Below are 19,991 nucleotides of genomic sequence, written 5' to 3' on the forward strand. Positions count from 1 at the left end.
CGAGGAGAGGACGCTGGCGTGAGCGGTGGACCACTGATCGTGCAGTCGGACAAGACCCTGCTGCTGGAGATCGACCACCCCGACGCGCAGGCCTGCCGGATGGCGATCGCGCCTTTCGCCGAGTTGGAGCGCTCGCCGGAGCACGTGCACACGTACCGGCTGACGCCGCTGGGTCTGTGGAACGCCCGGGCGGCGGGGCACGACGCCGAGGGTGTGGTCGACTCGCTGCTGAAGTACTCCCGCTACCCGGTGCCGCACGCGCTGCTGGTGGACGTGGCCGAGACGATGGACCGGTACGGCCGGCTCCAGCTCGCCAACGACCCAGCGCACGGGTTGGTGCTGCGCGCGCTCGACCGGCTGGTGCTGATCGAGGTGGCCAAAAGCAAGAAGCTCGCCGGCATGCTCGGCGACAAGATCGACGACGACACCATCCGGGTGCACCCGTCCGAGCGTGGCCGGCTCAAGCAGGCGTTGCTCAAGCTGGGCTGGCCGGCGGAGGACCTGGCCGGCTACGTCGACGGTGAGGCGCACCCGATCGAGCTGGCCGAGGCCGGCAAGGACGGCCGCAAGCCGTGGACGCTGCGGTCGTACCAGCGGGAGGCCGTGGAGGCGTTCTGGGCCGGCGGGTCGGGTGTGGTGGTGCTGCCCTGTGGCGCCGGCAAGACCCTGGTCGGCGCGGCGGCGATGGCCGAGGCGAAGGCGACGACGCTGATCCTGGTCACCAACACGGTCGCCGGCCGGCAGTGGAAGCGGGAGCTGATCGCCCGCACGTCGCTGACCGAGGAGGAGATCGGCGAGTACTCCGGCGAGCGCAAGGAGATCCGCCCGGTCACCATCGCCACGTACCAGGTGCTCACCTCGCGCCGCGGTGGCGCGTTCACCCACCTGGACCTGTTCGGTGCCCGCGACTGGGGCCTGGTCGTCTACGACGAGGTGCACCTGCTGCCCGCGCCGATCTTCCGGTTCACGGCGGATCTCCAGGCCCGCCGTCGGCTGGGCCTGACGGCGACTCTGGTACGCGAGGACGGCCGCGAGGGTGACGTGTTCAGCCTGATCGGCCCGAAGCGGTACGACGCGCCGTGGAAGGACATCGAGTCGCAGGGCTGGATCGCCCCGGCCGAGTGCACCGAGGTACGGGTGACCCTGACCGACGCGGAGCGCATGTCGTACGCGACGGCCGAGGCCGAGGAGCGTTACCGGATGGCGGCTACCGCCCGCACGAAGTTGCCGGTGGTGAAGGCGCTGGTCGATCGGCATCCGGAGGATCAGGTGCTGGTGATCGGGGCGTACATCGACCAGTTGCACCAGCTCGGCGAATACCTCGACGCGCCGATCATCCAGGGTTCGACGACGAACAAGGAGCGGGAGCGGCTGTTCGACGCATTCCGCACCGGCGAGCTGCGCACGTTGGTGATCTCCAAGGTCGGCAACTTCTCCATCGACCTGCCCGAGGCGGCGGTGGCGATCCAGGTGTCCGGGACGTTCGGGTCACGCCAGGAGGAGGCGCAGCGGTTGGGGCGGGTGCTCCGGCCGAAGGCCGACGGCCGACAGGCGCACTTCTACACTGTGGTGTCCCGGGACACGATCGACACCGAGTACGCGGCACACCGGCAGCGCTTCCTCGCCGAGCAGGGGTACGCGTACACGATCGTCGACGCCGACGACGTCCTCGGCCCACCCCTGCCGACCGTCGACTGACGCGCGCGGGGGTTGATCAACTCCAGATCGCCGAAAGTGCGGTATCCCAGACGCCTCGATACCGCACTTTCGGCGAAACGGAGTGAATCTTCACCGGGAGAAGCGGTCCACCAGCACCGCCAGCCGCCGGTCGTGGTCGGTGCGGCGGAGCCTGCCGCTGCGCATCAGCGTGACCAGGCCGTGCAGGCCGCTCCAGAACGTCTCGGTGAACGTCTCCAGGTCGCCGTCGCCGGCGAACGGGCGCACCGTCTCGGCCAGCTCGGCGAAGCCGCGGGCCAGGTCGGTCGGGACGTCCTGGCTGGCGAACGGTAGGTCGACGGTGAGGGTGAACATCGCGTCGTAGATCGCCGGCCGCTGCTCGGCGAAGTCGGTGTACGCGGCCGCGACGTCGGCGACCGCCTGGCGGGGATCGGCGGCCGACGTCCGGGCCGAGGCGAGCGCCGCCGCCAGTTCGGCGAACCCTTCGACGGCGACCGCCGCCATGATGGCGTCCTTGCCCTTGAAGTGGCTGTAGAGGACCGGCTGGCTGTACTCGATCTCCGCAGCGAGCCGCCGGGTGGTCACCGCGTCCCAGCCCTCCGCCAACGCCAGATCGCGTGCCGTGGCGATGATCGCCTGTTCCCGTTCAGCCCGCTCGCGCTCCCGGCGTGCCTGTGTCGACATGACAGCAATGCTAGCACCGCTAGCGTTGCTGTCGATGCTCTGCTAGCGTCGCTCCCATATCTAGCAGCGCTAGGAATTGGAGCACATCATGCTGGCACCCCTCGCCTACGGGCTCGCCGTCGTCCTCAGCCTCTTCGTCGTCTTCATCGGTGCGCGGTTCCTGCTGGTGCCCCAGGCGGCGGCAGCGGGGTACGGCGTTCCGGCCCGGCCGGACGGCGATCCCGCGTACCTGACGGTCAAGGGCTTGAAAGACCTGACCTTCGGGTTGCTCGGCCTCGCGCTGATCGCCTTCACGAACGCCGACGCGGTCGCGTGGTACATGCTGATCGTCGCGCTCGTCCCGCTGGGCGACACCGCCATCGTGCTGCGCAACGGTGGCACGAAGGCCGTCGCCTTCGGCATCCACTTCGCCACCGCCGTTGTCGTCCTCCTGAACGCCGCGCTGCTGTTCGCCCTGTGACCCACGCCGACTCCGGGCTCGTTCCGTTCAGACACAACGGCAGTGGCCGCGCCCCGACGGGGGCGCGGCCACTGCCGGGACGGTCAGTACTGCGGGGTGACGAAAATGCCCGCCTGGTCGGCGACCACGTGGGCGGTGCCGGAGCTGCTGTTGTAGAGGTTCAGGCCGCCCATGGTCCCCACGATGGCGAGGTTCGACGATGTCTCGCCCGCCACGAAGTTGAGGTTCGACACCGGCGGACGCGCCTCGGCGCCCGGATGCGCGATGAGGAAACCGGAGCTGGCCGGCGCGGTGACGGTAAGGTTCGCCACCACGGCGGCGGCCGTCACGCAGCAGGCCAGGTTGTCGACGTACGGGCTGACATTCACCGACTCCCACGGCTGAAGTGGCTTCGCGCCTCCCCGGTTGGGCAGGCCCGTGGCGTCCCGACTGTCGGCGATCCGCAACGGCCCGTTCGGAACGTAGCTGAGCTGTCCGTCCACCCCGAAGTATCCCGCCAGGTCCGCGATCACGTGGACGCTGCCGGAGCTCTGGTTGTGGATGTTCGCCTTGAGGTCGGTCACCGGCACGATCACCAGGTTCGGGATGGTCTGGCCGGCGACGAAGTTCAGATTCGACGCGGTTGGCACGGGCGAGCCGTACGGGAAGACCTTCAACACGCCGCTGGTCGTCGGCCCGGTGACGGTGACGTTGAGGACGACGGCCGTCGCGCCCGGCGAGACCTTCCGGTCCAGGTTGAGCGTGCGCGTGCTGTTCGGCGCGAGCGCGCCGCCGTCGGTACGGGTGTCCAGGACCCGCGTCAACGGCTGGGTGGCGAATCCGTCGCCGGCCTCCGCGTACCAGCCCTGGAGATCGGCGACCACGTGCACCGTGCCGCCGCTGCTGTTGCGAATCCTGATCTTTCCGTTGCTCATCGGCACGGTCACCAGGTTCGGCACCGTCTCTCCCGCAACGAAGTTGACGTTCGAGGCGGTCGGCGCGTTCGTGTCGTCCGGGTAGACGGTCAGGAACCCGGCGGTCGCCGGCTGGGTCGCTGTCACGTTCAGCACCAGGGCGCTGATGTCCGCCGCCGGCACTCCGCCGATGCTGTCGACCGGCACCACCACCTCGGACTTCGGCGGCACCGGGGTGCTGGTACCCACACCGACCGCGGACCGGGTGTCCAGGAGCCGCTGTGGCGCCACCGCCGTGTAGTGCGCCCCGAGCACCGTGCAGCTCGGGGCGCTGGCACTGGCGGACCGGAAGCCGGTCGTGCTCCACTGCACCTGCACACAGGCGCTACCCGCCCGACGGAACCGGTGGTTCTCGTTGAGCGACGGCGTGCCGCCCCGCCAGAGCGGGGAGTCACCGTACTGGTAGACGAAGGATCCGATCGGACCGTCGGTCGTCCACTGGGTCGAGGCGCTGGCGCGGAGCGTGGTGTCCAGGGGGCCGGCGCCGATCGTCCGGTGCAGGCGCTCGACCCGGAGGGTGGTCGGTCCGAGCCGCTCGACCGCTCCCCGGTCGTGGTAGCCGTTGCCAGTGCCCGTGTTCGCCCACGTCGGGTCGTCGGCGTGGGCGTTGCCCATCAGGTCGGTGGCCGGCACCCCGGGTGCGTTCGCGTCGGCGGAGTCGATGGCCGGGGAGCTCTGCTTCAGCGCGATGAAGCCGCGGTCCTCGAACCTGGGGTCGAGCAGCGGGTCGGCGACGATGTCGAACGCGCCCTGCCCGGTGGCCGCCTGGAAGTCTCCGAGCGTCCGGTACGTGGTCGCGCCCCAGCGGTAGAGGGCCCAGCCGGTGGTCGGATCGATCAGGTTGTGGTGGACGGTCGTCTGCGGAACCTCCGCCGGAAGGACCATGATCGCCGTCTTCACCGTCGGTTCGCCCTCGCAGAGCCTCTGGTCCGGCAAGGGCTTGACGATGTTGTTGGCGACAGTGACACCGGGCGAGGCGACGAGCGTGATGCCCGGAGCGCACCCGGCCTGGATGGTGTTGTTGGTAACTGTGGCACCCGCGGCCCGGGTCAGCTCCATCCCGCCGTTCGGAATCTGGTTGGCGATCACCATCGTGCCCGTCGAGTCGCCCTCGACGGCAAGCGCTGTCGTACCCGGGGAGTGCAGGAAGTTCCGGCTGATGGTCACATCGGCGGAACCACCGGTGACCTTGATCAGGGGCCGGCTGGTTCCGGTGACGGAAGTGCCGTCGACGGTAACCCGAGACGCGCCGTCGACAATGACCGGCACCTCTGGGCGCCCGTAGATGGCGAAGCCCTCGACGACGACGTCGTGCACCTGGCGCAGGGTGAAGACCGATCCGGTGCCGGTGTCCGCGCCGTACCTGCCCACCCGGACGACGCCGTCCCGGGTGTTGGCTGCCTTGAAGGTGATCGGTGCCGCTGCGGTGCCCGATCGGGTGACCGCGACACTCTCCGGGTAGAGCCCCGGCTGCACCAGCACGGTCTGACCGGGCTGCACGACGGCCGCGGCCGCGGAGATGGTGCAGAACGGCGACTCGGCCCTGCCGTCGCCGTTGGGCACGCAGTCCGTCGCACTGACGAAAAGCTCCGAACCGGTGGACGTTGGCGCCGCCGAGGCGGAGGAGGGCGCGGGAGCCGCGGTGGCAGCGGGAATCACCGGCCCGACCAGGGTTGCGGCACCGACCAGTGGTACGAGCGCGAGCAGGGAGCGAGCGGCTCTCTTCATGAATGCCCCACGATGATCAGGGATGGTGTGCCGCGGCAGCCTACCCCGCTCAGGGCGTGCCCGAGGCTCCCTCGACCACCGTCCACCTGTCGTTCGGACGGGCCGTGTCAGGACGTCGGCGGTGGGCAGCGGTCGGGGAGGGTCACCTGGCCGGGGCGGTGGTCGAAGCTGTCCATCGTGAACCACTCGTCCAACTCGGGGTCGAAGAGGTTCTGGAGACCGAACTGGAGCACCTGCCACCACCGGGTCGGGTCACGCTGGTCGACGTAGATGTCACCGAGCGCGAGCGGGAACCGGAAGAACTCCCCCGGCACCGTGGAGCCTCCGACGACACCGACCCGCCAGTGGTCGACGTGCCGGTCCTTGTCCCCCTGAAGGATCTCCGGCCCGACGAAACGGGACGTCTTCAGCTTGTCGTTGAAGATCTGCCGGTTGAAGAACCCCGGAACCTTGCTGCACTCGCGCGGCGGGAACAGCGGGATGTTCGGCCACTTGTAGGTGAGCGTGTACAGCCTGTTCTCGTAGATCAGGTTGGTGAACCAGATCGGATGCTCCGGGCCGCCGGCGACCATCTGGCTGTTGCCGTCGCGGCCCTGCCAGGTGAACGGCACGTCGATGCCGAGGTCGCGCACGACGTACCGGCCGGTGCCCTGGAAGTCCGCCGGCAACTGCGGAGGGCGCGGCTCGGTCGGCACGGGCGTCACGTCGCCGTCGGCCTTGGCCGCGCGGGGCAGCGGAGCCACCGCCGGGCCGGGCGCGACCACCCCGAGGGCGAACAACGCACCGGCCACCATCGAAACCACAGCCCGACGTGTACGCCTCGACACCACCATCGCCCCCGCCACTGTGGAAAGACCACGCATCTGCCTTCGGCGAAGCGTATGAGCAGGCAGAACGTGAGAAGCGGCCGAACGGGTCGACTCCACCGGATGGGTGAGGCGGTAAGCGCACCGGCCCGGGACCGGAGCGGTCCCGGGCCGGCGTCACGCGTACCTGATTACCTGATCAGTTTCCACGGGCCGTTCTTGTCCCCGGGCTCCTGGCCGCGTGTCCACCACCTGGCCTCGTACACGTGGCCCTTGAACGACACCCGGTCACCCACGGTGTAGACCTTCGTGAGCGTCCAGGCCGCCGGGCTGTTGTCCGGCGGGGTGGGCGCGATCTCCTCCCAGGAGCCGTTGCGGTCGCCCGGCTTCTGGTTGCGGGTGTACCACTGGGCCCGCCACGTCCTGCCGTCGTAGATGGCGACGTCACCGGAGTTGAAGATCCGCGACGCGGTCCAGATCGAGGTGCCGTCCTCGGTTATGGCGAGTTCCTGCCATGCGCCGTTCGGGTCGGCGCCCGGCTTCTGGTTCTTCGTGTACCAGGAGGCCCGGAAGATCCGCCCCTGGTAGGTGGTCCGGTCCCCGTCGTTGTAGACCGTGGACGGGTTCCACTCCGCCGGCACGTTCACCGTGAGTGTGGCGCTGGCGTCGACCGGGGTGAGGTGGTCGCTGCCCGGGTACGACGCGGTCAGGTTGTGCTGACCGCCCGCGAGGCCCACCGGAAGGGTGAACGTCGCAGCCCCGTTCGTCAGCGTGGCCGAGCCACGAACTGTCGTACCCTCGCGCAACTCCACCGCGCCGGTGATCGGCGTGCTGCCGGCCGCGACAGTGACGGTCACCGTCGCCGCGGTGCCCCAGGCGGTCGGGGCTGCGGTGACGGTCATCGTCGGGACCTGCTTGGCGGTACGGAACACGGCCGGCTGGGCCACCGCCTCACCGCCGTCGGCGCTCTTCGCGGAGACGATCCAGCCGTACGAGGTGCCCGGCAGGAGGTTGCCCCAGGTCGTCGTGGCGACCCCGTTCGCCGTCACCTCGGCGGTGCCGATCGTGCCGGACGGCACGTACGCGGCGAGCGAGTCGGTGGTGAAGGACGTCTTGCGGGTGCTGAGGTCCACCGGCAGGGTCAGGTTGTCCTCCGCGCCGTTGTAGCGCGGCTTGGTCTGGCTGCCGTCCTGGCGGATGTCGTACTCGGTCGCACCGAAGTTCTTGAGGAACGGCGAGTACGTGTCGATGTGCATCTCGGCCCGGTCCACGTCGAACTGGAGCAGGCGCAGGAAGCTCGCCCCGAACTGCAACCGGTCGGTGGCCTTGTGGTCCGGCCTGCCGTCCCCGTTGACGTCGATGGTGCCGTCCGCGGCGACCTGCTTCGGCCACAGCTCGGCGGCGGTGACCGTGTAGAACTGGTAGTCCGCCAGCAGCTCGACGACGTCGTGGCTGACGGTGACGCCGATCTTCGACTTCAGGTTGGTGCCGACGCCGTGCTCGTGACCGGCGAGGACCAGGAAGACGTTCGCGTTGGTCTCCACTACCTGCTTGAACAGCGGCGAGCCGTCCGGCGCGGAGAAGTCCGCCCCGCGCCCGTCGGGGTTGGCCGACGGCTTCAGGTAGTCGTGGGAGAGCAGGATCCCGTTGCGGTCCTTGTACCGCTTGAAGATCGAGTCAGCCCACTTGGCCTCGGCCGGCGTCACCCCGTACGACAGGCCGACCGCGACGAAGTCCAGTCCACCGGCGGAGAACAGCAGGTAGTTGTTCTGGTTGTCGGTGCCGGGGGTGACGGAGCCGTCGGCGTTGGTCACCTCGTCCCACGCGTGGTATTCGGTGCCCTTCGGCCAGGATTTCGCCGTGCCGTAGTACCGGTCGGCGCTGAAGGTCCGACTGAACCGCGAGGTCGGGCCGGTCTCCGCGCCCAACTGGTCGTCGTGGTTGCCGGCGATGACCTGGTTGACGACGCCGTTGTCGTCGAGGATCTTCTGGAAGCCGGAGGCGACGGCGAGTTCCTTCTCCACCTGCTCGTGCAGGCCGGGCCGCTTCAGCGAACCGTCCGGGTTCTTCGCCAGCGGGTCGTAGTAGTCGTTCTCGATGATGTCGCCCGTGTGGGCCGTGTACGCGATCTTGCGGCTGTCCGCGTTGTCGGCGATCCACTGCATCTGGTCGCGGTACGCGGCCGACCAGATCGCCTGCTCCTCGGCCGTCTCGACGTCCGAAGGCTCGGCGTTGCCGTCGAAGTCGTCGTACGTGCCGCCGGCCGCACCCTCGGTGACGTACTGGGTGTCGGTGAAGTGCGCCAGCGAGAAGTCGTACGACGCGGGGTCCTCGAAGCGGTCCTTGTCGTTCTGCGCCGTCGAGTCGCGCGGGGAGAGGTCGTCGGCGAACGGGTCCTCACCGGTGACCAGCACGTGGACGACACCACCGTCGCGGTAACCGGCCTCCACCTGCGCGGTCAGGACGGTGTCCTGCCCAGCCTGGCCACGGGAACTGGTCAGCACGACCCACTTCTTCGTGGCCGGGTTCCAGACCCGCAGCGCCACGATCCGGGCCGGGTCGATGGTGCCCGACCAGCGCAGCGTCGGCTCCTGCTTGGCCGCCGCCAGCGGCAGGTCGTACCGCTGGAAGACCACCCCACGGCCGGATGCGCTGTCGACCGTCGCGCCGTCGAGCGGACGCAGCGAGGTGACGTCCACGGTCTTGTCGTGCTGGACGTCGAGCGCGGTCGGCACGTCGGCCGCCTCACCCTGATAACCAGCGGTCGGCAGGACCACGTCGGCCTTGGTGAAGGTGGCGGTCAGACCGACACCCTCCGCGCCGGGGATCCGGGCGGACAGCTCGGCGGAGAGCGGGTCGGTGCCCTTGACCGTCGAGTTCAGCTCGGTCGGGACGTCCGGGATGCTGGCGCTGCTGAACCGCACCTCACGGGTGGCGGTGTTGCCGAGCGCGTCGGTCACCGTCACCGCGATGGTGTGCTCCCCGGCGGGCAGGCCGTGGCCGATCTGGTCACCCTGCTTGACGGCCGCGCCGTCCAGCGTGAGGACCGGCGTACCGGCCAACCCGGTGGCGTCCTTGATCCGGACGTCGAGCGCGACCGTCGACGTCAGCCGCTGCCCGGCGGCCGGGACGCTGCTCTCGATCTCCGGGGCGGTGTTGTCGCTGGTGAAGCGCCGCGTCGAGGTCTTGTCCCCGACGACCGCCTTGATGGTGTGCGCGCCGTCCGCGATCGTCGTCGTGTCGACGTCCGCGCGCTTGCCCGACGCCGGCAACGCCGACCCGTCCGGCGCGGTGACGTCGAACATGACCATCTTGGTCAGCACCCCGTTGAAGCTGTTGCCACAGCTGCCGTCACCGATGTAGGTGGTCACCTGGGATCCGGCCGGGTAGCTGGCCGAACCGATGGTGACAGTCGTCTGCGCGATCGACCGGGTCAGCTGCGTCGCCTTCGCGTCGGTCGGCAGCAACTGGAAGTCCCGCAGCGTAAAGTCGTCGAAGTTGTCGCAACCGCCCGGCTTGGCGCTGCCACGGTCGTTGCCCGCCACGAACTCGACGGCGTTGACGCCCGGCACCAGCCACTCGTTCGGAAAACTGAGGTCGGCGACCTCCTTCTCCCACATCCCGATCTCCAGCGGGATGCCGTTGACCAGCACCTTGTTGTCGTACCCGTTGTCGCTGCCGTTTCCGCCGACGAACACCTTCAGGTGCGCGTCGCCTCCGCTGCCGAGAGTGTCGACGGTGCGTGTCGTCGGCGCACCCTCGACGGTGAAGTGCAGCTCGGCCTCCTTGTTGGGCCCGCAGGTGCCGTCGCCCAACGCCAGCGAGGCGGCTGTCGTCTCCGCCTTCGTCACTGTCGTTCCGCTGGTGGTGACGACGAACGTGCTGCCGGCCGTCACCGTGCCCGCCGTGCTCAGCGTGAGGCTCGACGCGGCCCGGGTGAGCTTGAAGTCGTCGTGGTTGGCGCAGGTAGCGCCGTTGAGCGTGCCGTTGTAGTCGCCGGTGCGGACCTCGACGACGTTGTCGCCCAGGTGCAGGAACCGAGTCGGGAACGCCAGCTTGACGTCCTCCGCGCCGGTCGCGCCGTAGTCACCGCCGAGGTCTACCCGGTGGCCGTTGACCAGCACGTAGTTCTGGTACCGCGCCTCGATCGAGTTGCCGGCCTCGACGGTGAGGCCGAGGGTGGCGGTGCCGGCGGCCAGCGTCTCGGAGTTCTCGGCCGGCTTGTCGTCGATCGCGAGCGACTCGACGCTGTCCTTACCAGCAGACGCGAGCGCAGCGATGACCGGCTGGGTTCCGCGTACGCGGGCACCGTCACCGGGGGTGACCACCGCCGCGCCGGCCGGGGCGTTGTTGACGTCGACCGTGATGCTCGTCTTCGCGCCCGACAGGGCCGTCGCGCTGACCGTGTGCGTACCGTTGGTCAGCTTCGTGGTGTCAAGGTCGGTACGCAGGCCGGACGTGCTGCCCGGGGTGCCGGAGATGACGAAGGTGAGATCCTGGTTGAGCAGCTTCGCCGAGCTGCCGCAGGTGCCGTCGCCGAAGTTGTAGCTGAACAGATTCTGCTCGCCGTCGGCGACCACGCCGAGCAGGCTGAGGCTAATGCTGCTCAGCGCGTAGTCGTCGTAGTTGGGGCAACGACCACCCTCACCGTTCGGCAACTCCTCGTAGCCGACGGCGGTCTTCGTGGTGGTGTCGACCCAGTTCGCTCCGGCGTGCACCGAGACGGTGTTCGGGCCGGGCTTCAGCCAGTCGCCCGGGAAGTCGAGGGTGGCGACCCGCCCGCCCGGGACGTCCGGGAAGTAGACCCGGTCCGCCTCGGCCGTGCGCCCGTTGACGGTGAGGTAGTTGCGGTAGCGGGACTCGGTGCCGTTGCCGCCCATCTCGAACGCGAAGTGCGCGGTGCCGGCGGTCTTGTCGGCGCTGATCTTGTGACCGTCGACCGCGAGGGTGGTCACCGAGTCGTTCTCGGTGACCGGCTCGACGACGACGGGCAGCGTGCCCTCGACGTTCTGCCCGGCGCTCAGGTTGATCAGCGGCGTGGTGGCGCTGGCCGGCACGGCCTCCGCTCCGGCCAGCGCCGGATGCAGGGTCGTCGCCGGTCCGGCGATGAGGACGAGCGCCATCGCGGACAGCAGTCCGCGTGTTCGCTTCCGGCGCGCACGTCTGTCGTGCGTCATGGCGGGGTTTCTCCTTCGTTAGGTGCGAGGAACCGCCGACGCCGTGATTCCGACTGCGGCGGGCACAGGGGGCCGCCCTCGTGGCGGCCGATCTCAGGACGACGGTCGGATGCGGGTGATCCGTCGGCGACGTACCTGGCGTCGCAGCAACGACCCGGCGGCCGCGACGAGCAGCAGGGGGCCGACGGCCAGGGCGATCCGCTGGGTGGTCCCTTGGTCGTGGCCCGTCCCGCTGTCGGCGACCGCTGGCGGTGGAGCGTCGTCCAGCACCCAGTCGTGGGAGTACTCGTCGGGGCCGTACACCTGGCGTTTGCCCTTGGGCCCGGTCGCGACCGTGCGGTACGCGGGGTCGAGGTCGCTCAGCATCCGGATCTCGATGCGGGCGATGCCGAGCGGGCCTGGGCAGGTGTAGTCGACGTCCACACCGGTGTCGCTCGCCTTTCCGATGACTCCAGCGCACGCTTGACCGTCGCTGCTGGCGGTCATCTGCTCTAGCAGGTAGTCCGCGAACGGCTTAGATCCGACGAGGATCGTCGCGTCGTTTTCTTGGGTGTCGACCGCGCCGTCGAGCAGGACACGGTCCTGCGGCAACACGCCGAGATGGACGCCGAGCAGGGTCAGCTCGTCGACGCCGCCCGGCTTCCATGTCAGGTGGACCACGTCGGGGCGGGCCGCGTCGGGCGCGATGGTCACGGCCTGCGGATAGCCGTAGGGGTGGGCATCGGCGGGTACCGCCGTGGCGAGCAGGGTGAGGGTGAACACCGCCGAGATCACGACACGGCGGGGCCACCGAGCGGTTGCGGGCATGCCAGCGCTCCGGTCTACAGGTGCTGTGGCACGCCGGCGGGCGCGGCCGTTCAGTGACCCTGCCGGGCGTTGGCGAACTCGCCAGGCAAGCTTGATGAGAAACGGGCGCAGTGGGGGTGAACAGTTAGTTGATCAACTGAGCCTTCAGCGCACACACCACGGGACATGCAGCCGCAGGTCTCGTGACCAACACCGACCCTGCGGCTACGCTCAGTTACTCTTCCGTGGGAGGAATCCGGCTTCCTCGATACGGGCCATGATGGCCCCGACGAAGGCGGCGAAACCGATCTCCTGATCCGGTTGTCGAACGGGCGCGTCGATCTCCCGCGATGAGGTGACTAGGCAGGTGGCGTCATACAGGCCAGCACTCTGTAGGCGTTTACAGAGGATCACGTAGCGGTCGAGGTACGACGTCTCAGCGAAAGCGGGATCGATCGGAAACGTGCCGCTGCGAGGGGCCCCCTTGCGGATCGAACCCGGCGCCTCCTCCACCAACAGCAGGTAGCCAAGCCACGGGCTCAGCCGACCCAACAGGCCGTGGTCATATGCCTGCCGCAAGTCGGCAGCGCTGCCGATTGCCTCTTCGTTCCGGTTGTTGAAGTTGTTGCCGAACGACGGACCGACATGCGACTTGAGCTCGATCGCCGCCACCAGTTGGCCCTCGTGAATCACAACGAGGTCCCACTTCTTGGCAGGCCGAAAGTAGCCCGGCAGCTCGACCCCGGACTTGCAGCGCACGGCACCGGGCGGGAAGCCGGCGTCTCGGAACACATTCGCGAGAAATTCTGTCATCGCGTCGAGATGTGCTCCGCCGGTGACTGCGCCTCGCCCTCCGGTATCGGCCCTGCCAGACAAGAGTTTCTTGGCAGCCTGCGACTCTCGCACCGACCATGAGCTACGAACCGCTTCTTCGAACGCGCGCTGATCCACCGATCACATCTCCAGAGCCTCGATCCCGTACACACCCAGCGCAACCTCCGTCGCCGCACGTGTGTCCCGCTCATCGAAGGCAGCGGCGAGCGCAGCACGGTCGGCGGCCGAGATCGTCTCGGGCCCTGGGACGCGAATCCGACGCAGGTACTGGGCTTGGAATCGAAGGGTGCCGCCCCGCATCCTAACGGCGTACGCCTCCACAAACGCCTGTGCGACATCCGATAACAGGAGTCCACCTAGGACTCTGAGATCCCACGTGTCGGAGACGATGTAGTACAGGTTGTGATGCGGATAGAAGCCACCCTCGTCTAGGACAGGATGGATGGTGGTCTTCATGTCCGGGAGCAAGAGTTTCGGGCGCTCGATCAGGGAATGGTCGACTTTGTCGATGGTCCTGTACCACTGTGCAGGGCGCTTGCTGGCAACATGCCGGCGTTTGAGGGCTGCCGTGTGCCGCTGGTAGTACGCGCGGAGGCGTGGAAGCGCGGCTAGGTCCACCAGCTGACCGTCGGCGTCCCACGGGTTGACGAGATATTGACCGGACCAGGAGTGGGTCCCCGAGGTCGTGTCCTTGACCATCGACAGTGGCAGTAGCCGCCGCGGTTCGACGTCAGCGTCCGTCGTGATGAAGACGCTGTCAGCACCCGTGGCAACGCCGATGCCGACCCGTGTCCCGGTGTTGGCGTCCTCGAGCGGGGGGAAACGGTCGTTCAGCGCATCGATCAAGGCCAGACGGGATGGAGACCCGGCTGGCCAGGAGTCGCCCCCGCTGAACCAGTGGGGTAGTCGCGCAACCTCGTACCGGTCGTTCGTCCGGTGCGTCAACTCCGTGGCCGAGATCGACTCCACCAGCTCTGGGGCGTCCTGAGGCCCGAAGCCCCGTCGAGTGTCCACCACTACGGCGTCACCCTGCCCGGCACGGCGGACCACGGTGACGGCTGGATAGGCCGACACCTGTTCCTCGAACGCGTCGACGTCGTGCATCGTCACCGTGACGTCGACGCTGTAGCCGGCGCTGATGAGCTCCCGCAACTGCCGGCCGTACTGATTGCGCATCCAGCGGTCGGCACAGATGAACGCGAGGACTCCGCCAGGCCCGAGAGAACGCAGAGCCCGTTCGTAGAAACCGACGTATAGGTCCGCACGGCCGGTCATGGTTGGGCAAGCAGCGCGGTAGGCGAGCATACGATCCGCGGGCACATCCTCCAGCCGTACGTACGGCGGGTTTCCCACGACGAAGTCGACGTCCTCCTGGACATGCGGATCGAGCAGGTAGTCCCCCTGCCGCAGCCACGCCGTTGCCACCTCGCGTGCTTCCGGAAGCGACCAGCCCTCATCGACCAGCACCTCGCGCACCAGCCGCCTACTGGCCGTCACGTTCGAGGCCAACAGGTCGTAGGCGCGGATTGCCTGCTTTGCGTCGAGCAGAGGCCGATCGTGCTTCCGGCATGAGGCGCTGACCCGGGTGGCCATCGCGGCCAGGAAGGCACCGCCCCCACAGGCCGGTTCAACCGCTACGAGCGCCGCAAGATCGCGGTCAGCCGTATAGCCGGCCAGATCGAGGATCAAGTCGACCACCCAGCGACGGGTGAAGACCTCGCCATGCTCGACGGACTCCGCCGGGATCGCGGTCAGCGACGACAGCGTCTCGCCGAGGATAAGTTGTCGCATCTCCGCTGCTACCGCCTTCACCTGACGAGCATAGGACAGCAGGCTCACCGGAAATCAGACCAGCACACGGCCGACGTCACTTGGCGTGAGAGACCGTGGCCGTTGGCACGTCAGACAGCGCCGACACAAAGCCACCGGCCGGCCCCGTCAGCGCCTGGAAGACTCCGCGACGAAGACTCCGCGACCCGGACGGCCAACCAACACGCCCTGCCCACGCAAGACCGCCACCGCTCGGTGGATCGTCGACACCGACACGTCGTAGTGGTCGGACAACTGCTGAGTAGACGGAATCTTCGACCCGGGCTGGAACTCGCCCACCTCGATCCGCCTCAGCAGATCGTTGATCAACTCGTCCATGGTCGGCGGAATCGGCACGTGGAGGCCCCTTGCAGTCGGTTGGCCCTCCCAGTATCGAGCAACAGGTGAAAGAGCGGCAATAACTGACGCAGGAGAAGCAGGTGAGCAGCCGCAGCTAGATTCGACAGATAAGAGAGCGTTGACAGAGGTGGCAGGTATCGGTAGCGTCACTGTCGGTGATGCGGTGCTGCTGCGGTCGGTTGGCGCCTCTCGTACCGGTCTCGCATCGCCGCCGAGACCCCACCCTCCGCGCTCCCCCGGCGCGGCCCTGCTGCCGTACCGCCGATTAAGGGTGCGGTCGCAGGGTGGGGCGGTCTCCGCCGCCCGCAACCGGCGGAGGCCGCCCCCTCCACTTCGACGCGACCCGACGAAGGGCGGTCCCCCGTGCGCGACCTGATCCGCCGGCTGGTGAGCCGGCGCGAGGATCGACCACCGACGGCAGCAAGCCACGACCGATGACCGAGCGCTGGGTGATCCACCTGCCGGTCGTCGCACCCGACCTGTTCCGGGCCCGGATCTTCGCCCGTACCGCCGCCCGTGTGCTGGCCCGGCTCAGCGCCCGCGTCGAGCCGGGTGGGGTGACCGTGTCGGCCGAGGACCAGCAGGGCGTACGCCATTGGGTCTTCTGCGACCGGCGCCTACCCGCCGGCGGCCGGTGTGCCCTGCCGACCGACCACACCGCGCCCTGCTCCCAGCGCGCGCCCTGGCCCAACCGCCGGCGCTGCGCACCCTCCCGGAGATGACCAAGAGGTTTGCGTCACCGATCAGCACTCCGGTGACGCAAACCTCTTGATCAACGCGGTCGAGCTGCCCGCCGGGCCCCGAGAGGTCAGCTGGCGCGGAAGGCTACCCAGGCGTCGCTCATCCGGTCTGCTTGGCCCGCCGTGAACATGTCCATGCAGGAGTCCTGCGTGTAGTCCATGAAGTTGTGGATCGGGTCCAGCCCCGGCGCGGTGCAGGTGTCCGCCCCGATCGGGCAGTCGAACTGCGGGGCTGCCTCGCGCGGGGTGTCCGCCACGAAGTCGCCGGACGCGGAGCAGCCGTGCGCGAAGGTGTGCTCCAGCATCAGCCAGTGCCCGACCTCGTGGGTCAGCGTGTCACCCAGGGCGTACTTGCCGGCCGTGCCGCCCGGCATCGACTCGTCCAGCATCACCACGCCGTCGATGTAGTCACGGCCGTTGTTGTAGCCCTTCGGGAAGTACGCCCAGCCGAGCAGCCCGCCGCCGATGTTGGCCGCGTACACGTTGAGGGTGCGGGAGTCACCGGTGTAGAGCGCCTTCTTCATGTCGCGCTCGTTCTTGCCCGGCTCGACCGTGTACCAGGCGCTGTTCACCGTCCACGTCGTGTCGACGAGCGAGAACCGGAACGGCGTGTCGGAGGCGTCCGCCGCCGTGCGACCGGCGTACGAGTCGTTGAGGACCGTCATCTGTGCCGCGATGAGGGTCTTCCACCGGGCCGTCTCGCCGGCGGTGAAGGGGTGGTCGGAGACCATGTGGAAGACCGTCGGCACGGTGACGCTGCCGTTGGGCAGGCGCGGCACGTCCTTGATCACGCCGTAGGCGTTGGCCTCGTTCTTCGAGTACAGCGCCGGCTCCTGGGCCGTCGCGCCCGCGGTGACCCGGGCGGCACTCGGCTCGCCGGCGCAGGCCGTGACGCCCGGCGAGGCGGTCACGGGGGCGGCGGTGGCCAGCGCCCCGGACGCGCCGCCGGTCGCCAGGAACGTGGCGGCGGTCGCGGTGAGGACCGCCAGTCGGAAGGTGGGTCTGCTCTGCATCGGTGCACCTTTCGGTGAGGGAGCGGTGCGGGTTCGACGATGCCGTCGCTCCGGTATGAGAACACGCCGACGACATCCACAAAAGACCCTCTGAGCAGGGCATATGCCGATGTAACGGAACCGGATCGGCCGGCGCTGATTGGGGTCGCTCCGCGCGGTTGTGGACCACTAGGCTGCTGAGCCGGCACGCAATGGCGATGCCAGGACGGGGGCGGCGATGAACGCCGAAGATCGCATCGAACGGGCCCGGAAACTCTACGAACAGGCCGTGTACAGCGGCGATGGCCGCGTACTGGCCGACGCCGAACGGGGCCTGGACGCGGTCGAGGCCGACGCCGCGCTGGCCCGCGGGCGGATCCTGCACGCGCGGTATCTCGACGAACGCGCCCGGGGCGGCACGTCACCCGTCGAGGACCCGGCTGAACTGCCGTTGTTCGAGCGTGCGAGCGAGCTGTACCAGGCCCTCGCCGACACACGCGGCCAGGCCGAGGCGCTGTTCTGGATCGGCTGCCTGCATCAGATCATCCGGCGCGACAACGAGACCGCGGTTCCGCACCTGGAAAGGTCCCGCCACCTGGCGGCGCAGGCCGGCGACCGGTCAACCGAGGCCGAGGCGCTGCGCCACCTGGGCATCGCGGCGCACATGGCCGGGCGACTCGATGAAGCGCGCGAGCGGCTGGAAGAGTCGACACGGCTGCGCCGAGAGGTGGGAGCACTGCCGGGCGTGGCCGCCAACATGGTCGGGCTGGCCTACGTCGCCGCCGCCCAGGACCGCCACGCGGACGCGCTCGCAACTCTCGACGAGGCGAACGCCATCGCGCAGGCGCACGGCGCTCACGCCATCGTGCGGCAGATCGAAGAGGCAAGAAACCAGCTCTAGGCAGGTCAGAGGATTCGGGTGACCTGTTCGGCGGCGATGATCGCGTCCCGGCGGGCCGGGTCGAGGTTGGCGCTGATGACCACCGACGCGCCCGCCGACAGCGGCGCGAGCAACCACTTCAGCGGCTGCTCGTGCTCGGCCGCGTCCACCAGCAGTCGGTCGCCGGCCCGCAGGTCGAGCATTCCGGCGACCTCCCGGGCGAGCGCGCCCCACTGACCGTAGGTCGTGCCGTCCGCGCTCGCCGGGTCCGACGGGTGGATGGCCGTGTGGTCGGGCGTGACATCGGAGTGGCGAAGCACCTCGGCGGACCAGTCCAACCAGCCCAACGGCACGTCGACGAGCCGGCCCGGACCGGTGCCGACCAGGTAGCGGTGCGGCGCGTCCGGCACGTCCTCCAGCCAGTCGTCCTGCCGTTCGGGGGTCACGAAGACCGCGTCGAACGGCCGGTCGCCGCCGGGCTCCAGCACCGGCAGGCCCGCCGTGGCGCGCGGCCGGAACGACACCGCCAGGCCGCACGCCCACGCACCCAACAACACCGCGGCGGTACGCCAGTGCGGCGGCAGTAACACCGCTACGCGGCTGCCGGGGCCGAGCCCGCAGCCGTCCCGCAGCAGGCTCGCGCTGCGCGCGGACCACGCGCCGACCTGCTGGGCGGTGAGGTCGACGCGTTCACCGGTCGCCTCGTCGCGGTAGCTGAGCAGCGGGCTCTCGATGGCGGTGGGCGGGACCGTCAGGTCGGCCGTGGCGTGTGGATGCATCTGGGTGCTCCCCGGGGTGACGACGTCGGCACCACCCTACGCAACGACTTTGGTCGTGCCTCGCGTCGGCCGATGGCCGTAGCGGCTGGCCGGGTGGCTGCCGCACGGTGACGGGCGACGACCGCCGAGCCGCCGAGGAGCGCCCGTGCCGCCCGAACCCAACCCCACCGACCATCCCACCACGCCGCACGCCGCACCCGGCCCCGCCGACCGTCTCGCCTCGTCGCCGACCGCACCCGGCCCCGCCGACCGCTCCCCCGCGCCACATGCCGACCCGAACCCCGCCAACGGTCTCCAGCTGCGCCGTCGGCTCGTGCCGGTGATGGCGTTGCTGCTGCTCGCGCCCTGGGCGGCCGAGTGCTCGTGGGGTGGGTTCGCCATCGACGACTTCCTCCCGGTGCTGATCTTCCTGGGGCCGATGTACGGCGGCGCGGCGATCCTGATCCGGGAGACCGCCCGGCACCTCGGCGCGGGCTGGCCAACGATCGTGCTGCTCGCCGCCGCCTTCGGCGTACTCCAGGCCGGGCTGGTCGACCAGTCGCTGTTCAACCCCGACTTCCTCGACGACACCCAGTACGCCGACACCCGGGCCGCCGCCGAGGCGACGCTGGTGCCGGGGCTCGAATTCAGCCTCCGGCAGGCCTTCGACTACGTGGGCAACCACATCGTGCTGACGATCTGCGCGCCGATCGTGCTGATCGAGTCGTTCCTCGGGGCGGCCCGCCGGCTCCGGCCGTGGCTGGGCCGACCAGGTCTCCTCGTCGTCGGTCTGGTCTACCTGCTCGGCAGTCTGTTCATCTTCTCGGACATCAACGAGGACAAGGGCTTCCTGGCCAGCCCACTGCAAATGACCTTCGCGACGTCGCTGGCCCTTGCCCTCGTCGCGACGGCCCTGCTCCCTCGCTGGCGTCGCCCCTCTCCGCGCCGCATCCGTCGGGTGCCGCATCCGCTGTGGGTGGGCCTGCTGGTCGTCGTCGTCCGCTTCGGCAGCGACCTCACGCCGGGCTGGACGGGGGTGGCCATCGCGCTGGGGCTCGCCGCCATCGTGGCAACCACCATCGCCTACTGGTCGTCGGCAGTGCGCTGGGGGCAGCGACACGTGCTCGTCGCCGGCTCGGCGAGCCTGGTCACCGCCGCCGCGTTCGCGTACCTCGTGCCGCCGTACTCCCCGGCGAGCCCGGCGGCGGCCCTGGCCGGCGACGTCGCGGTCACCGTCATCACCGTGGCCCTGGTCGGCGGCGCCTGGTGGCGGCTGCGCCGTGCTTCGCCAGCTGTTCACGTCGGCGCAAGCTGATGCTCCCCGACAGGTGTCAGCCTCCGTGCGGG

15 protein-coding genes are annotated in these 19,991 nt (G+C 69.3%); 5 read left to right on the forward strand and 10 right to left on the reverse strand.

Annotated features, from left to right (window positions below; translation table 11 throughout):
- Nucleotides 1-18 precede the first annotated feature (18 nt).
- Nucleotides 19-1,698 carry a DNA repair helicase XPB gene (locus O3438_RS20215; RefSeq protein ID WP_269681412.1) on the forward strand — a complete coding sequence of 560 codons (1,680 nt, stop codon included), beginning with the start codon at nucleotides 19-21 and terminating at the stop codon, nucleotides 1,696-1,698.
- Nucleotides 1,699-1,788: 90 nt separating this feature from the next.
- On the opposite strand, the gene O3438_RS20220 is transcribed toward O3438_RS20215, so the two are convergent.
- Nucleotides 1,789-2,361: a TetR/AcrR family transcriptional regulator gene (locus O3438_RS20220; protein WP_269681413.1), complete on the reverse strand. Its 573-nt coding sequence runs from the start codon at nucleotides 2,359-2,361 to the stop codon at nucleotides 1,789-1,791.
- 88 nt (nucleotides 2,362-2,449) lie between these two features.
- Here O3438_RS20220 and O3438_RS20225 point away from each other — a divergent pair, with 88 nt between their 5' ends.
- Complete coding sequence (locus O3438_RS20225; RefSeq protein WP_269681414.1) at nucleotides 2,450-2,821, forward strand: DUF4267 domain-containing protein; 372 nt, start codon at nucleotides 2,450-2,452, stop codon at nucleotides 2,819-2,821.
- An 83-nt stretch (nucleotides 2,822-2,904) separates the two neighbouring features.
- Here the strand turns inward: O3438_RS20225 and O3438_RS20230 are convergent, their stop codons facing one another.
- The 7 genes from O3438_RS20230 to O3438_RS20260 all read right to left on the reverse strand — a co-directional run bounded on the left by O3438_RS20230 (nucleotide 2,905) and on the right by O3438_RS20260 (nucleotide 15,271).
- Complete coding sequence (locus tag O3438_RS20230; RefSeq protein ID WP_269681415.1) at nucleotides 2,905-5,502, reverse strand: right-handed parallel beta-helix repeat-containing protein; 2,598 nt, start codon at nucleotides 5,500-5,502, stop codon at nucleotides 2,905-2,907.
- 107 nt (nucleotides 5,503-5,609) lie between these two features.
- Nucleotides 5,610-6,305, reverse strand: a complete 696-nt coding sequence (locus O3438_RS20235; protein WP_269681416.1) for a hypothetical protein — start codon at nucleotides 6,303-6,305, stop codon at nucleotides 5,610-5,612.
- A 194-nt stretch (nucleotides 6,306-6,499) separates the two neighbouring features.
- The gene (locus O3438_RS20240; protein WP_269681417.1) at nucleotides 6,500-11,485 is read right to left on the reverse strand and encodes a carbohydrate-binding protein; all 4,986 of its coding nucleotides are present in this window, start codon (nucleotides 11,483-11,485) and stop codon (nucleotides 6,500-6,502) included.
- 93 nt (nucleotides 11,486-11,578) lie between these two features.
- On the reverse strand, nucleotides 11,579-12,292 hold the full coding sequence (locus tag O3438_RS20245; RefSeq protein WP_269681418.1) for a hypothetical protein: 714 nt from the start codon (nucleotides 12,290-12,292) through the stop codon (nucleotides 11,579-11,581).
- A gap of 210 nt (nucleotides 12,293-12,502) precedes the next feature.
- Nucleotides 12,503-13,222 (reverse strand): PaeR7I family type II restriction endonuclease, encoded by a 720-nt coding sequence (locus tag O3438_RS20250; RefSeq protein ID WP_269681419.1) that lies wholly within the window; start codon nucleotides 13,220-13,222, stop codon nucleotides 12,503-12,505.
- 3 nt (nucleotides 13,223-13,225) lie between these two features.
- A complete protein-coding gene (locus O3438_RS20255) occupies nucleotides 13,226-14,917 on the reverse strand; it encodes an Eco57I restriction-modification methylase domain-containing protein (protein WP_269681420.1) in 1,692 nt (563 codons plus the stop codon).
- Nucleotides 14,918-15,043: 126 nt separating this feature from the next.
- Entirely contained in the window at nucleotides 15,044-15,271 is a 228-nt protein-coding gene (locus O3438_RS20260) for a winged helix-turn-helix domain-containing protein (RefSeq protein ID WP_269681421.1), read from the reverse strand.
- A 437-nt stretch (nucleotides 15,272-15,708) separates the two neighbouring features.
- Here O3438_RS20260 and O3438_RS20265 point away from each other — a divergent pair, with 437 nt between their 5' ends.
- Nucleotides 15,709-15,996 carry a hypothetical protein gene (locus O3438_RS20265; protein ID WP_269681422.1) on the forward strand — a complete coding sequence of 96 codons (288 nt, stop codon included), beginning with the start codon at nucleotides 15,709-15,711 and terminating at the stop codon, nucleotides 15,994-15,996.
- Nucleotides 15,997-16,082: 86 nt separating this feature from the next.
- On the opposite strand, the gene O3438_RS20270 is transcribed toward O3438_RS20265, so the two are convergent.
- Complete coding sequence (locus O3438_RS20270) at nucleotides 16,083-17,027, reverse strand: zinc metalloprotease (RefSeq protein WP_269681423.1); 945 nt, start codon at nucleotides 17,025-17,027, stop codon at nucleotides 16,083-16,085.
- A 217-nt stretch (nucleotides 17,028-17,244) separates the two neighbouring features.
- Here O3438_RS20270 and O3438_RS20275 point away from each other — a divergent pair, with 217 nt between their 5' ends.
- Nucleotides 17,245-17,907 (forward strand): tetratricopeptide repeat protein, encoded by a 663-nt coding sequence (locus O3438_RS20275; protein ID WP_269681424.1) that lies wholly within the window; start codon nucleotides 17,245-17,247, stop codon nucleotides 17,905-17,907.
- A gap of 5 nt (nucleotides 17,908-17,912) precedes the next feature.
- Here the strand turns inward: O3438_RS20275 and O3438_RS20280 are convergent, their stop codons facing one another.
- Nucleotides 17,913-18,665, reverse strand: coding sequence for a TIGR03089 family protein (locus O3438_RS20280; RefSeq protein WP_269681425.1), 753 nt, complete (start codon nucleotides 18,663-18,665; stop codon nucleotides 17,913-17,915).
- 145 nt (nucleotides 18,666-18,810) lie between these two features.
- Here O3438_RS20280 and O3438_RS20285 point away from each other — a divergent pair, with 145 nt between their 5' ends.
- A complete protein-coding gene (locus O3438_RS20285) occupies nucleotides 18,811-19,959 on the forward strand; it encodes a hypothetical protein (protein ID WP_269681426.1) in 1,149 nt (382 codons plus the stop codon).
- The last annotated feature ends 32 nt before the right edge of the window (nucleotides 19,960-19,991 follow it).

It is taken from the genome of Micromonospora sp. WMMC250, assembly GCF_027460215.1.
Classification (GTDB): domain Bacteria; phylum Actinomycetota; class Actinomycetes; order Mycobacteriales; family Micromonosporaceae; genus Micromonospora; species Micromonospora taraxaci.